A 14,180-nucleotide genomic window follows, 5' to 3' on the forward strand; every position below is an offset into this window, starting at 1 on the left:
CGGCGCGTTAGCCGGGCGATAGCGGCGGCCGCGAGGCTGGTGCGGCACATACGTACGGCACGTCAGGCAGCTACAAATGCGGATACAAATACAGCTGCAAGTACAGCTGCAAGTACGGCTATTCATAAGGCCATTCAGCAGGAGCGGGGGACGCGATGCGCAGGGGCAGGGGGAGTGCGGCCGTCGTCGGCCTGGTCGCCGCCGCCGTGCTGCTCGGCGCCCTGACCGCCTGCACGGACCGCGTCCCGGCCGCCGCACCCGGCACCGCCGTGCGGTCGGTGGCGCACAGCTCGTCGGCGCCGGCGTCCGCCACTCCCCGCGAGCGGCCGGTTCCGTCCGCCGCCGCGTCGGGGCCGGGCACGCCAGGGCCGGGCCCGTCGCCCGGCGCCGGTTCCGTGACCCCGTCCGGCTCGCCCTCGGCGAGCGCGACGCCGGGAACGCCAGGCAGCGCGGATCCGCACACCGGCCCGGTCGACGACGGCGGGGAGGACGCCCGCGTCTTCTGCTCGCCCACCGCGCTGTCCTTCACCTTCCGCGTCGTCGACCCGCCCGGCCAGGGCGGCCCGCGCCACGGCGCAGAGGTGCGGTCGGGCGGGGACGCGGTCCTGGTGGCCCGCAACACCTCCGGGCACACCTGTGTGCTGCACGGCACCCCCACGCTGACCGTCCTGGACGCCGGCGGCCGGGGCACCCCGCTCTCCGCCACGCCGGCCCAGCCGTCCGCGAAGCCGTTCGCGCTGCACCCCGGCGCGAACGGGGTGGCCCGGGTGCACTACTTCGCGCGCCGCGGCTGCCCGGCGGTGGGCTCGGCGGTACGGGTGGCGCTGCCCGGCTCCGACGCCGCGATCACGGTCGCGGTCCTGGACGAGCACGGCCACCCGGCCGCTCTGGCGCTGTGCGGGCCCGCCCCGAGGACGGGCCCGTTCAAGCCGGGCTTCGCCTAGGCCCCGGGGCGCGACGGCCCCGGGCCCGGTCGGCTAGGAGGCCTCGGCCGGGTCCATCCCGGCCAGCACCAGCGGCAGCCTGCTCGCGGCGCCCTCGACGAGGCGTACGGGCACGCCCCAGTCCTGCTGGTGCATGTGGCAGGCGGGGTACTCGTTCTCGGGGTCGTCGTCGCAGGAGGCGGCCATCGCCGACACGTGCAGCACGCCCTCGCCGACCGCCGGGTCGAGGCTGAGCTCGCGCGCGAGGTCGGTGCCGGTGCCCTCGCCGGCGAGCAGCAGCTCGGGCGGGGTCGAGGAGACGAGCAGCCGCGTGGACGGGCCGTAGCGGGTGTCCAGCTTCTGGCCGGCCGGTGCCTGGAACACCACGTCCAACTGGAGCCTGCCCGGGGCGACTTCGGTCGCCGCGCGTTGGGTGCGGTGCGCCACCGACTCGACCCGTACCGCCTCGTCGGGCAGCCGGAGCCGGGTGAGGCGGTGCCGCGCCGACTCGACGACGACGATGTCGTCCCCGACCAGCACCGCGTCGCTGGGCTCCCTCAAGTCCGTTGCCAGGGTGGTCACTTGACCGCTCGCCGGGTCGTAGCGGCGCAGCGCGTGGTTGTACGTGTCGGACACGGCGACCGAGCCGTCCGGCAGCGCGGTGACGCCGAGCGGGTGCTGGAGCAGTGCCTGGGCGGCGTCCCCGTCGCGGTGCCCGAAGTCGAAGAGGCCGGTGCCGACGGCGGTGTGCACCGCGCCCCCGGTGTCGACGTAGCGCAGCGCCGAGGTCTCCGAGTCGGCGACCCAGAGCCGGTCCTCGGTGGCCGCGAGCCCGGACGGCTGCGCGAACCAGGCCTCGTGGCCCGGCCCGTCCACGAGCCCCTCGTTCGTGGTCCCGGCCGCGACCTCGACGGTCCTCGTCTCGGGGTCGTACGTCCACAGCTGGTGCACCCCGGCCATGGCGATCCACACCTTGCCCCGCCACCAGGCCACGTCCCAGGGCGAGGAGAGGTCGACCTCAAGGGCGGGCCCGGAGGTGGGCTGTCCCTGCCACCACTGCCTGCCGGTGCCGGCGAGCAGCTCGATCTCCCCGCTGACCGGGTCGAACGTGCGCAGCGCGTGGTGGACGGTGTCGGCGACGACGACCTTCCCGTCCGGGAGCAGCGCGAGGCCCTGCGGCTCCTTGAACTGCCCGTCCCCGGCGATCCGGCGCACGACGCCCTCGCCGTCCGGGCCGAGCTCGACCAGCTGGTGGCGGGTCGTGTCGGACACCAGGAGGTTCCCGCCGGGCAGCGCGAGCGCCTTGCCGGGGAAGCGCAGGTCGGTGGCGACGGGCTCCGGCGGCACGTAGGGGCCGTCGCCGCGCCGCAGCGTCCCCTTCGCGCCGTGCTCGGCCTCCAGCTCCTCGACGAGCCGCTCAATGGCGTGAGCGTGCCCCTCGCCGGCGTGCTGGGCGACGACGTACCCCTCGGGGTCGATCACCACGAGCGTGGGCCAGGCGCGTACCGCGTACTGCTTCCAGGTCGCGAGCTCGGGGTCGTCGAGCACCGGGTGCTCCACCCCGTAGCGCTCCACGGCGTCGACCACGGCCTGGTGCTCGGCCTCGTGCACGAACTTCGGCGAGTGCACGCCGACGATCACGACGGTGTCCCGGTGCTTCTCCTCCAGCTCGCGCAGCTCGTCGAGCACGTGGAGGCAGTTGATGCAGCAGAACGTCCAGAAGTCGAGGATCACGATGCGCCCGCGCAGCTCGGCGAGGCTCAGCTCCTTCCCTCCGGTGTTCAGCCAGCCGCCCTTGCCGATCAGCTCGGGGGCACGGACTCGGGCACGGCGGGGGGCGGGCGCGGGGGTGGGCGCCGGGGCTGCGTCGTTCATGGTTCAAGCTTGCCATCCCGGTATGAACACCCTGTGTCGCCGTTCGGCGGGCCTTCGGGGCGGGCAGATGTGTAGCCATGAAATACCTCGTGCGCGACAAGATCTTCGCCATCGGCGACGACTACTGGATCGAGACCGAGGACGGCCGCCAGGCGTTCCTCGCCGACGGCAAGGCGCTGCGGCTGCGCGACACCCTGGAGCTGAAGGACCCCGCGGGGCGGGTCCTGATCACGCTGCGGGAGAAGATGTTCAGCCTGCGGGACGCGATGACCATCGAGCGGGACGACCAGACCCTCGCGACGGTCCGCCGCAAGCGCCTCTCGCTGCTGCGCAACCACTACCGCGTCCGCCTGGTCGAGGGCACCGAGCTCGACGTCACCGGCCGGATCCTGGACCGCGAGTTCACCATCGAGTACGACGGCGAACTCCTTGCCCACGTCTCGCGCAAGTGGTTCCGGGTCCGCGAGACGTACGCGGTGAACGTGGTGCGGGAGGATGCGGATGCGGCGCTGATGATCGCGGTGGTGATCTGCGTGATCCGCATGGACGAAAAGGACCGCGACGACGACTGACGGGTGTGCCCGGGCGGTTCGGCCGCGCGCGGTGCGGGCGTGAAAAGGGGCCCGGGGTCCGACCACCCCGAGCCCCTTCCTCGACGGAGACCTAGAAGGCCGCCTCGTCCAGGTCCATCAGCGAGCCGTCCACCGACTCGGCCAGCGAGCGAGCCGTACCGACACCGGGCAGCACGTTCGCCGCGAAGAACTTCGCGGCCGCGATCTTGCCGGTGTAGAACGGGACGTCCTTCGCCGAGGCCGAGGACAGCTTCTCGGCGGCGACCGCCGCACCCTTGAGGAGCAGGTAGCCGACCACGACGTCGCCCGAGGCCATCAGCAGACGGGTCGTGTTGAGACCCACCTTGTAGATGTTCTTGACGTCCTCACCCGTCGCCGTGAGGTCCGTGATCATCGTGCCGACGATCGCCTCCAGGTCGACGGCCGCCTTGGCGAGCGAGTCGAGCGCGCCGCCCAGCTCCGCGTTGCCGTTCTGCTCGGCGAGGAACTTCTTGATCTCCTCGGAGAGGGTGTTCAGGGCCGCGCCCTGGTCCCGGACGATCTTCCGGAAGAAGAAGTCCTGGCCCTGGATCGCCGTCGTGCCCTCGTACAGCGTGTCGATCTTGGCGTCACGGATGTACTGCTCGATCGGGTACTCCTGGAGGTACCCGGAGCCGCCGAAGGTCTGGAGCGACTCGGACGACAGCTTCTCGTACGACTTCTCCGAGCCGTAGCCCTTCACGATCGGCAGCAGCAGGTCGTTCAGGCCGACGAGCGCCTTGGCGTCCTCGCCCGCCGCCTCCTTCACCTGGATCGCGTCCTGGATGGAGGCGGTGTAGAGGACGAGCGAGCGCATGCCCTCCGCGTACGCCTTCTGCGTCATCAACGAGCGCCGCACGTCCGGGTGGTGAGTGATCGTCACCTTCGGCGCGGTCTTGTCCATGAACTGCGAGAGGTCGCTGCCCTGGACGCGCTCCTTGGCGTACTCGAGAGCGTTGAGGTAACCCGTCGACAGCGTCGCGATCGCCTTCGTGCCGACCATCATGCGGGCGAACTCGATGATCATGAACATCTGGCGGATGCCGTCGTGCTTGTCACCGATCAGCCAGCCCTTGGCGGGGTGCTGGTCGCCGAACGTCATCTCGCACGTGTTGGACGCCTTCAGGCCCATCTTGTGCTCGACGTTCGTCGCGTACACACCGTTGCGCTCGCCCAGCTCGCCGGTCTCCCAGTCGAAGTGGAACTTCGGCACGAGGAAGAGGGACAGGCCCTTGGTGCCCGGGCCGTGGCCCTCGGGGCGGGCGAGGACGTAGTGGAGGATGTTCTCCTCCATGTCGTGCTCACCGGACGTGATGAAGCGCTTCACGCCCTCGATGTGCCACGAGCCGTCGTCCTGCTGCACGGCCTTGGTGCGGCCGGCGCCGACGTCCGAACCGGCGTCCGGCTCGGTCAGGACCATCGTCGAGCCCCAGCGCTTGTCGACCGCGATCTCCGCGACCTTCTTCTGCGCCTCGTTGCCCTCGGCGAAGAGGATGCCGGCGAAGGCCGGGCCGGAGGAGTACATCCAGATCGCGGGGTTCGAACCGAGCAGCAGCTCGGCGTACGCCCAGATCAGGGAGCGCGGCGAGACGGTGCCGCCGATCTCCTCGGGCAGGCCGAGCCGCCAGTACTCGGAGTCCATGAACGCCTTGTAGGAGCTCTTGAAGGACGCCGGGACCGGAGCGGTGTTCGTGGCCGGGTCGAAGACCGGCGGGTTGCGGTCCGCGTCCGCGAAGGAGTCGGCCAGCTCGTTCTCGGCGAGACGGGCGATCTCCTCCAGGATCGACTTGGCGGTGTCGACGTCCATCTCCCCGAACGGGCCGGTGCCGTACAGCTTGTCGCGTCCGAGCACCTCGAAGAGGTTGAACTCGATGTCGCGGAGATTCGACTTGTAGTGCCCCATGGCGACGGCTCCGTAAGCAGGGTGTCGGTTACATCTACCAGCAAGTAGGTCAGTACCTCCGATGATGCTACCCACCGGTAATAACGCGCAACCTCTGGCCGGGAACTGTGACGTGTCAGGCACCCGCCCGTGTCCCGGGCGCCCGCCCCAGCGCCCCGGCGAGCGCCCGCGCGGTGGCGGTGTTGCAGTTCCCGAGGATGACGAGCGCGGGCGTCCCGAAGTCCCGCCCGAGGGAGGGCAGCGTGATGCCGTGTTCTGCGAGCGCGGCTCGCAGCTCCATGACGACGGCGTAGGTGTCGTCCCGGCGGGGCGGAAGGGGGGTCTTGCCCATGGGGTGCCTCCTGTGAGTGCGGTGTGTGACGAATCCCTCACAGAGTGGTGCCGCTTCCCGTACGTTCGGAAGAGGTTCGGGGTCCACGGCCCGGGTGGTGGAAGGCGGCAACCATGGCTGTGCGCAAGGAGATTGACGGCTCGGCGAGCGTTCCGGAGTTCTACGGCAAGGAGTTGCGCTGGAAGCGCGAGCGGGCCGGGCTCACGCTTGAGCAGTTGGTTGAGGGCAGCTTCTATGGAGTGAGCTACCTCAGCGAGATCGAGCGCGGGCAGCGCCGGATGCCGCCCGATCTGGCCCGACATGTCGATCAAGCACTCAAGACGGACGGGTTCTTCCAGCGCCGCTGCGGGGATGTGCGGAAGGCTCGGCAGGGCGCCCACGCTGCGTATTTCGCGCCCGTCGCCGAGAGCGAGACCCGGGCACTGGTCATCGAGGAATGGGCCAACGCCCTCATCCCCGGGCTGCTTCAGACGGAGGCGTATGCGCGAGCCGTCATTCACGCGACGCACCCCCTGGCGCTGCCCGAGGAGGTCGACGCGAAGGCGCACGCCCGACTGCAACGAGCCCGCATCTTCGATGACCCCAAGCGCCCCGAGTACTGGGTCGTCCTGCATGAGTCGCTGCTGGGGAGCCCGATGCTGCCGCCTGCCGAAATGGCCGAACAGCTGGACCACATTGCCTCGTTGGCGCACAGCCGGCGCATCGTTCCGCAGATCCTTCCGTGGAATGACGTCACCCGGCACTTCATGCTGTCGTCACTCACGCTCATGGAGTTCGATCACGAGCCGCCGATCGTCTATACGGAGGGCATCTATCACGGACAGCTCATCGACGATCCGGCCCTCGTGAGGCGGTACCACAAGGCATACGATCGGCTGAGGGCCGCCGCGTTGCCGCTTGAGGCGTCCCTTGCCCTGCTCGACCAGGCGGCCGAGGAGTACCGAAATGGTGGGCGCAGCACCGGACTTGAGCGCGACTCGCTGGCGTAAGAGCTCGTACAGCAATGGGGACGGCGGGGACTGCGTCGAGGTGGCTGAAGAGTTTGTCGGTGCGGCCCGCTGGCGTAAGAGCTCATACAGCAACGGCGACGGCGGCAACTGCGTCGAGGTGGCCGACAACCTCCCCGGGGTCGTCCCCGTACGGGACTCCAAGACCCCGAACGGCCCCGCACTGATCATCGCGGCCAGCGCCTGGGCACCCTTCGTCGAGGCCGTGAAGGGCACGGGCCTCCGCCGCTGAGACCCGCTGTCCGCCAGGACCCCGCGTCGGTAGTCTTGGGCGCATGTACGGCTACGACCAGAACCCGGGCGCGCAGCAGCAGTACGCCCCGCCGCAGCAGCAGATGCAGGGCGGTTACGGGGAGCAGCCGCTGTACCCGGAGCCGTCGCCGCCCTCGCTCGCCGACGCGGTGCGGGCCTTCACCACGGGCTCGCTCTCGGCCGAGGACTTCCAGCAGATCTTCGCGGGGGCCCGGGTGTACTGCCCGCGCGGTGACAACCCCGGGTTCCTGGCGCTGCACAACACGCAGCAGCCGGTGATCCCGATGTTCACCTCGCTCAAGGAGCTGCGCCGGTACGCCGGCAAGGAGTCCAAGTACTTCGTCATCACCGGCGCCGAGGTGATCGACCTCCTGCCGACCGGGTACGGCTTCGTGCTCGACATGGAGGGCGACCACCGGATGGTGTTCGACGCGAAGGCCGTGGAGCAGATGGTCGACTTCGCGATGCGGCGGATGTACGGATAGCCGGCCGGACCGGCTGAGCGCTCGTTCTTCGGGCCCGTACCCCTCGGGGGTGCGGGCCCGCAGTGCGTTTGGGGCGGGGCCGGAAGGGGGGCGGGAATGGGCACGCCTTGCAAGCTGTTCACCATTCAACTACTTTGAACGTAGAGCATCCCCGCAAGGAGGGCCGTCCCATGCCTGCTGTGACCGTCGAAAACCCGTTGACCCTGCCGCGCGTAGCCGCGCCGGAGGGGGCCGCGGCCCGTCCCGTCCTTGCCGTGACCACTGCTCCGCAGGGGTTCGAGGGCGAGGGGTTCCCGGTGCGCCGCGCGTTCGCCGGGATCAACTACAAGTACCTCGACCCGTTCATCATGATGGACCAGATGGGCGAGGTGGAGTACGCGCCGGGCGAGCCGAAGGGCACCCCGTGGCACCCGCACCGCGGCTTCGAGACCGTCACGTACATCATCGACGGGATCTTCGACCACCAGGACTCCAACGGTGGTGGCGGCACGATCACCAACGGTGACACCCAGTGGATGACGGCCGGCGCCGGTCTGCTGCACATCGAGGCGCCGCCGGAGCAGCTCGTCATGTCGGGCGGGCTCTTCCACGGGCTCCAGCTGTGGGTGAACCTGCCGGCCCGGGACAAGATGATGGCCCCGCGCTACCAGGACATCCGCAGCGGTTCCGTCCAGCTGCTCACGTCCCCGGACGGTGGCGCGCTGATGCGGGTCATCGCGGGTTCGCTCGACGGGCACGACGGGCCGGGGATCACGCACACCCCGATCACGATGGTGCACGCCACGCTGCGGCCGGGTGCGTCCGTCACGCTGCCGTGGCGCGAGGACTTCAACGGCCTCGCGTACGTGCTGGCCGGGCGCGGCTCGGTCGGCGCGGAGCGGCGGCCGGTGCACATGGGGCAGACGGCGGTGTTCGGCGAGGGCGGTTCGCTGACCGTCCGCGCGGACGAGAAGCAGGACTCCAACGCGCCTGACCTGGAGGTCGTGCTGCTTGGTGGGCAGCCGATCCGTGAGCCGATGGCGCACTACGGGCCGTTCGTCATGAACACGCGGGCGGAGCTTGAGCAGGCCTTCGAGGACTTCCAGAAGGGCCGCCTCGGCTCGATCCCGGCCGTCCACGGCATGTAACCCCGGATCCCCTGGGGCTCCGCCCCAGACCCCCCTGAGGGGCTGCGCCCCTCGAACCCCCGCAAGGGGCTCCGCCCCCTGCACCCCCGTTCGCGCCTAAAGGGCGCTCGTCCTCAAACGCCGGACAGGCTGTAGGTGCCCGGTGCTGGCCCGCACCGGGCATTCAGGGGCGCGGGGAACTGCGCGACCAGCCACGCACGGTGTGAGGACGAGAGGGGGTTGGGGGCGCGGGGAACTGCGCGAACGGCCCCTACGGTCCGCAGCCGTTGAGCTCTCCCCCTGAGGCCACGCGGCGCAGCCATGGAACTGACGGGCCGTCACTCATCCAGACCCGTACCTGAGGCGCAGCCCCCCGCGCCATGATCGGCTGGCGGAATGGAGACGCCCCGGCCGCAGCTGCTGCCCGAAACCGCCCGGCGCACAGCCGCATGGTGCGTCGTCGTGCTGCTCGTCGCCGGCGTCGTCGCCGTCGCCGTATGGCTCTGCATCATCTTCAAGACCGCCGTCACCCCCGTCCTGCTCGCCCTGCTCGGCACCGCCCTGCTCGGCCCCGTACACCGGTGGCTGATCCGGATCGGGGTGAAGCGGTCCATCGCCGCCGCGCTGACCTGCGTCGCGCTCGTCGCGGTGGTCGGCGGTGCCGGATACGTCGTCGTCACCGCGCTCCTCGACACCGGGGACCAGATCGTCGCCTCGCTCAAACAGGCCGGGCAGTGGGTCGCCGACCATTTCGGGGTGGCGGGCGGGGACGGCGTCACGAACCTCGCCGACAACGCCAAGCAGCTCCTGGCCAAGTTCGGCGCGGGCGCCGCGAGCGGGGTGCTCGAAGGGCTCAGCCTGCTCGGCTCGCTGCTCGCCACCAGCGTGCTCGCGCTCCTGCTGACGTTCTTCTTCCTCAAGGACTCCGACCGGGCCGTGGGCCTCGCCCACACCCTCGCCCCGCGCGGCGCGGGCGACGTCGTCGAGGCCATGGCGCGCCGGGCGTTCGAGGCGGTCGAGGGGTTCATGCGGGGGACCACGTTCATCGCGTTCATCGACGCCGTCTGCATCACCGTCGGCCTGCTGATCCTGCGCGTCCCCGGCGCCCTCGGGCTCGGCGCGCTCGTCTTCATCGGGGCGTACATCCCCTACCTGGGCGCCTTCGTGTCCGGCGCCGTCGCCGTGCTGGTCGCGCTCGCCGACCGCGGGTTCGGCACCGCGCTGTGGACCCTCGGGATCGTCCTCGCCGTGCAGCAGCTCGAAGGGCACATCCTCCAGCCGGTCATCCAGAGCCGTACCGTCCAGATGCACCCCGCGATGATCATGATCGCGCTGACGGCGGGCGCGAGCGTGGCGGGGCTCGTCGGGATGCTCCTGTCGGTCCCGGTCGCGGCGGCCGGGTTCGCGGTGGTGGGGGAGCTGCGCGACCGCTACTCGGCCGGCCCCGGAGGCTCGGCCGACGCCGGCCTCGCGTCGGGCGAACCCTCCGGGCCCGTCTCGTAGAGCTCGAACCAGATCGACTTGCCGTCGCCCCTCGGGTCCACGCCCCACGCGTCCGCCAGCATCTCCATCAGGATCAGGCCGCGCCCGCTGGAGGCCATCTCGCCGGGGCGGCGCCGGTGCGGGAGCTCGTCGCTGGCATCGGCCACCTCGACGCGCAGGCGGCGGGTGCCGAGGGGGCCCCTGGCCTCCGCCACCAGCAGGGCGTCGCCGTCGGTGTGGACCAGGACGTTGGTGATCATCTCGGAGATCATCAGAACCGCCGAGTCGACCTGCTCCTCGTCCGCCCAGTCGTGCAGGAGCTCGCGCAGCTGCCTGCGGGCGCCCGCGATCTGCTCCGGTTCGGCCTGCGCGACCGTCAGGGCGGTGCGGCGGACCACGGCGGGCCGGACGGGCCCGGTCCGGCCGACGACGGCGTTGCGGCGCAGGAGCAGCAGGGCGATGTCGTCCTCGCGGCGGTCCACCAGCGGGCCGATGGTGTGGTGCGACGAGGGGCCGTGCACGGCCTGGACCAGCTCGTCGGCGAGCTGTTCGAGGCTGTCCCCGGTGTGCTTCTCCAGGACCGGGCGCAGCCGCGTCCAGCCGCTGGCCATGTCGTGGCCGCCGGTCTCGATCAGACCGTCCGTGCAGATCATGATCGTCTCGCCCGGGTCGAGGACGAGCCGGGTCGTCGGGTAGTCGGAGTCCGCCTCGATGCCGAGCGGGAGCCCGCCCGCCGTGGAGCGGATCAGGGCGGTGCCGTCGGCGGTGCGGACCACCGGGTCGGGGTGGCCGGCCCGCGCGATGTCGAGGGTGCCGGTCGCCGGGTCGACCTCGATGTACAGGCAGGTCGCGAAGCGCGGCGCGTAGTCCTCGTAGCCGTCGCCGTACGGGTCGGGCACCCCGTAGGACTCGGCGATCCCGTACAGGAAGCGGGAGGCGCGCGAGAGGACCGCGTCGGGCCTGTGCCCCTCGCTCGCGTACGCCCGCAGCGCGATCCGCAGCTGGCCCATGAGACCGGCCGCCCGTACGTCGTGGCCCTGTACGTCGCCGATGACCAGGGCGAACCTGCCGCCGTCGCCGTCCGTGCGGGAGCCGCCGCCGGGCAGCGGGATCATGTCGTACCAGTCGCCGCCGACCTGGAGGCCGCCGCCGGTCGGTACGTAACGGGCGGAGACCGTCATGCCGGGGATCTCGGGGCCGAGCGTCGGCATCATCGCGCGCTGCAGGCCCAGCGACAGCTCGCGCTCGCTCTCCGCCTCGCCCGCCCTGGCCAGGGCCTGCGCCAGCATGCGGGCCACCGTGGTGAGCACCGAGCGCTCGTCGGGCGTGAACGCGACGGGGTGCTTGAACGCGGCCATCCAGGCGCCGATCGTGCGCCCGGCGACGATCAGCGGGACGAACGCCCACGAGTGGCGGTCGAAGCGCTGGGCCAGCGGCCAGGTGGCGGGGAAGCGGCGCCGGTACTCCTGCGGGGTCGGCAGGTAGATCGCCCGCCCGTTGCGCACGACGTCGGCTGCTGGGTAGTCCATGTCGAGCGCCATGTCCGCGAACGGGCCGTCGTCCCCGGGGTTGTGCCCGTGGTGCCCGATGATCGTCAGCCGCTCGCCGGCCACCCCGAACACCGCGAGGCCGTCCGGCGAGAACCCCGGCATGGACAGGGACGCGGCGACCCGGAGCACCTCGGAGGTGGAGCGGGCCTCGGCGAGCGCGCGGCCCGCGTCGAGCAGGAAGGCCTCGCGCGAGCGCCGCCAGTCGCCGGTGATCGAGGGGTGGGCCGCGGTGGTGCCCGGCTGGGGCTCGGCCACCTCCTGGATGGTGCCGATGAGCAGGTAGTCCTTGCCGCTGAGCACGGGCTTGGAGCGGCTGCGTACGGTGCGCAGGACCCGGCCGTTCTCGTCCATGATCCGCAGCCGGACCTCGGCGAGGGTGTTCTCGGCGACGGCGAGGTTCACGATGCCGTCGACCTCGTTCCAGTCGACGGGGTGGAACCGGGACCGTACGGCGGACTCCGTCAGGGTGGCCGGTTTCGCGGGCAGCCCGAGGAGCCGGGCGGCCTCTGCGTCGAGGGTGACCGTCCCGGATCCGTTGTCCCAGCGCCACAGGCCAGTCGCGATCGCGGCCAGGACGTCCTCTGTGCGCATTGCCCCTATTTAAGAAGATCCGCGGACTCATCGCCACCGAGGCCCGGTACGGATCGTCACCGGGGGCCGGTACGGATCGTCACCGGGGGCGGGGCCACGGGACCGCGAGTCGGCCGCGCACCGGGCGGTAACCTGGACTGGTTGATTCCCGCCTGTCTCGCGAAGAATCTCGCGAAGAGTCGCGCCGTCGCGCGAAGAATTGGATGAATGATGCACCGGTACCGGTCCCACACCTGCGGCGAGCTCCGCGCCTCCGACGTCGGCAGCGACGTCCGGCTGAGCGGCTGGCTGCACAATCGCCGAGACCTGGGCGGCATTCTCTTCATCGACCTGCGGGACCACTACGGCATCACGCAGCTGGTCGCCCGGCCCGGCACGGCCGGCGCCGAGGCCCTGGACAAGCTGTCCAAGGAGACCGTCGTCCGCGTCGACGGCAAGGTCGTCTCGCGCGGCACCGAGAACGTGAACGGCGAGCTGGCGACCGGCGAGATCGAGATCGAGGTCGGCGAGGTCGAGGTGCTCGGCACCGCGAACCCGCTGCCGTTCACGATCAACGCCGAGGACGGCGTCAACGAGGAGCGGCGCCTTGAGTACCGCTTCCTCGACCTGCGCCGCGAGCGCATGCACCGCAACATCATGCTGCGCAGCGCCGTGATCGCCTCCATCCGCTCGAAGATGGTCGCGCTCGGCTTCAACGAGATGGCCACCCCGATCCTGACGGCGACCTCGCCCGAGGGCGCGCGTGACTTCGTGGTGCCGTCCCGCCTGAACCCGGGCAAGTTCTACGCCCTGCCGCAGGCCCCGCAGCAGTTCAAGCAGCTGCTCATGATCTCCGGCTTCGACCGGTACTTCCAGATCGCGCCCTGCTTCCGCGACGAGGACGCCCGCGCGGACCGCTCGCCGGGCGAGTTCTACCAGCTCGACGTCGAGATGAGCTTCGTCGAGCAGGAGGACGTCTTCCAGCCGATCGAGAAGCTCATGACGGAGCTCTTCGAGGAGTTCGGCGGCGGCCGCCACGTGACGTCGCCCTTCCCGCGGATCCCGTTCCGCGAGTCGATGCTGAAGTACGGCAACGACAAGCCGGACCTGCGCGCCAAGCTCGAACTCGCCGACATCACCGACGTGTTCGAGGGCTCGGAGTTCAAGGCGTTCGCCGGCAAGCACGTGCGCGCCCTGCCGGTGCCGGACGTGGCCGGTCAGTCCCGCAAGTTCTTCGACGGGCTCGGCGAGTACGCCGTCTCGCTCGGCGCGCAGGGCCTGGCCTGGGTGCGGGTCGGCGAGGACGGTTCGCTGTCCGGGCCGATCGCGAAGTTCCTCACGGACGAGAACGTCAAGGTGCTCACCGAGCGCCTCGGCCTGGTCCCCGGGCACGCGGTGTTCTTCGGCGCGGGCGAGTTCGACGAGGTCTCCAAGATCATGTCGGGCGTGCGCGTCGAGGCCGCGAAGCGGGCCGGGCACTTCGAGGAGGGCGTGTTCCGGTTCTGCTGGATCGTCGACTTCCCGATGTACGAGAAGGACGAGGAGACCGGCAAGATCGACTTCTCGCACAACCCGTTCTCCATGCCGCAGGGCGGCCTCGCCGACCTGGAGGAGAAGGACCCGCTCGACATCCTGGCCTGGCAGTACGACATCGTCTGCAACGGCATCGAGCTGTCCTCCGGCGCGATCCGCAACCACGAGCCCGAGCTGATGCTCAAGGCGTTCGAGATCGCGGGCTACGACCGCGAGACGGTCGAGGCCGAGTTCGCGGGCATGCTCCGCGCCTTCCGCCTCGGCGCCCCGCCGCACGGCGGCATCGCCCCCGGCGTCGACCGCATCGTGATGCTCCTCGCGGACGAGCCGAACATCCGGGAGACCATCGCGTTCCCCCTGAACGGCAACGCGCAGGACCTGATGATGGGCGCTCCGACGGAGCTGGACGAGTCGCGCCTGCGCGAACTGAACATCGCCCTGCGCAAGCCGGTGGCCGACAAGTAGGCAGTCTCACAGGGGCAGTTGTCCCCCTTTCGCAACCCCCTGGGCTTCGGCCCGGGGGGTTGTTCTGTAGCGGCCCGGCCGAGCGGGGGCTGTTTTCCCGCGCCCCGG

The 14,180-nt window shown here is 70.8% G+C and carries 12 protein-coding genes; 8 read left to right on the forward strand and 4 right to left on the reverse strand.

Annotation, left to right across the window (positions count from 1 at the left end; genetic code table 11):
* Positions 1-155: 155 nt before the first annotated feature.
* Positions 156-944, forward strand: coding sequence for a DUF4232 domain-containing protein (locus ACFYZA_RS21765; RefSeq protein WP_388492201.1), 789 nt, complete (start codon positions 156-158; stop codon positions 942-944).
* 33 nt (positions 945-977) lie between these two features.
* Here ACFYZA_RS21765 and ACFYZA_RS21770 read toward each other — a convergent pair whose 3' ends face one another.
* Complete coding sequence (locus ACFYZA_RS21770; protein ID WP_388492202.1) at positions 978-2,798, reverse strand: NHL domain-containing thioredoxin family protein; 1,821 nt, start codon at positions 2,796-2,798, stop codon at positions 978-980.
* Between the two features lie 77 nt (positions 2,799-2,875).
* Between ACFYZA_RS21770 and ACFYZA_RS21775 the strand changes: the two genes are divergently transcribed.
* Entirely contained in the window at positions 2,876-3,370 is a 495-nt protein-coding gene (locus ACFYZA_RS21775) for an LURP-one-related/scramblase family protein (RefSeq protein ID WP_382583440.1), read from the forward strand.
* A gap of 91 nt (positions 3,371-3,461) precedes the next feature.
* Here the strand turns inward: ACFYZA_RS21775 and ACFYZA_RS21780 are convergent, their stop codons facing one another.
* Together ACFYZA_RS21780 and ACFYZA_RS21785 are read right to left on the reverse strand one after the other, a co-directional pair.
* A complete protein-coding gene (locus ACFYZA_RS21780) occupies positions 3,462-5,291 on the reverse strand; it encodes an acyl-CoA dehydrogenase (RefSeq protein WP_388492203.1) in 1,830 nt (609 codons plus the stop codon).
* Positions 5,292-5,406: 115 nt separating this feature from the next.
* Entirely contained in the window at positions 5,407-5,622 is a 216-nt protein-coding gene (locus ACFYZA_RS21785) for a hypothetical protein (RefSeq protein ID WP_388492204.1), read from the reverse strand.
* 113 nt (positions 5,623-5,735) lie between these two features.
* Between ACFYZA_RS21785 and ACFYZA_RS21790 the strand changes: the two genes are divergently transcribed.
* The 5 genes from ACFYZA_RS21790 (at position 5,736) to ACFYZA_RS21810 (ending at position 9,975) form a co-directional block, all read left to right on the forward strand.
* The gene (locus tag ACFYZA_RS21790; protein ID WP_388492205.1) at positions 5,736-6,611 is read left to right on the forward strand and encodes a Scr1 family TA system antitoxin-like transcriptional regulator; all 876 of its coding nucleotides are present in this window, start codon (positions 5,736-5,738) and stop codon (positions 6,609-6,611) included.
* A complete protein-coding gene (locus tag ACFYZA_RS21795) occupies positions 6,568-6,861 on the forward strand; it encodes a DUF397 domain-containing protein (protein WP_388492207.1) in 294 nt (97 codons plus the stop codon). Before ACFYZA_RS21790 ends, ACFYZA_RS21795 begins: the two co-directional genes overlap by 44 nt.
* Positions 6,862-6,904: 43 nt before the next feature.
* The gene (locus ACFYZA_RS21800) at positions 6,905-7,366 is read left to right on the forward strand and encodes an SseB family protein (RefSeq protein WP_100575483.1); all 462 of its coding nucleotides are present in this window, start codon (positions 6,905-6,907) and stop codon (positions 7,364-7,366) included.
* A 170-nt stretch (positions 7,367-7,536) separates the two neighbouring features.
* The gene (locus ACFYZA_RS21805; RefSeq protein ID WP_388413662.1) at positions 7,537-8,493 is read left to right on the forward strand and encodes a pirin family protein; all 957 of its coding nucleotides are present in this window, start codon (positions 7,537-7,539) and stop codon (positions 8,491-8,493) included.
* A gap of 375 nt (positions 8,494-8,868) precedes the next feature.
* A complete protein-coding gene (locus ACFYZA_RS21810; protein WP_388492209.1) occupies positions 8,869-9,975 on the forward strand; it encodes an AI-2E family transporter in 1,107 nt (368 codons plus the stop codon).
* Here the strand turns inward: ACFYZA_RS21810 and ACFYZA_RS21815 are convergent.
* Positions 9,903-12,095: a SpoIIE family protein phosphatase gene (locus ACFYZA_RS21815; protein WP_382583464.1), complete on the reverse strand. Its 2,193-nt coding sequence runs from the start codon at positions 12,093-12,095 to the stop codon at positions 9,903-9,905. The two genes, ACFYZA_RS21810 and ACFYZA_RS21815, sit on opposite strands and share 73 nt — an antisense overlap.
* Before the next feature lie 210 nt (positions 12,096-12,305).
* Between ACFYZA_RS21815 and aspS the strand changes: the two genes are divergently transcribed.
* Positions 12,306-14,072 (forward strand): aspartate--tRNA ligase, encoded by a 1,767-nt coding sequence (gene aspS / locus ACFYZA_RS21820; protein ID WP_382583637.1) that lies wholly within the window; start codon positions 12,306-12,308, stop codon positions 14,070-14,072.
* The last annotated feature ends 108 nt before the right edge of the window (positions 14,073-14,180 follow it).

The sequence above is a fragment of the Streptomyces sp. NPDC001828 genome (assembly GCF_042892175.1).
In the GTDB taxonomy this organism is placed as follows: domain Bacteria; phylum Actinomycetota; class Actinomycetes; order Streptomycetales; family Streptomycetaceae; genus Streptomyces.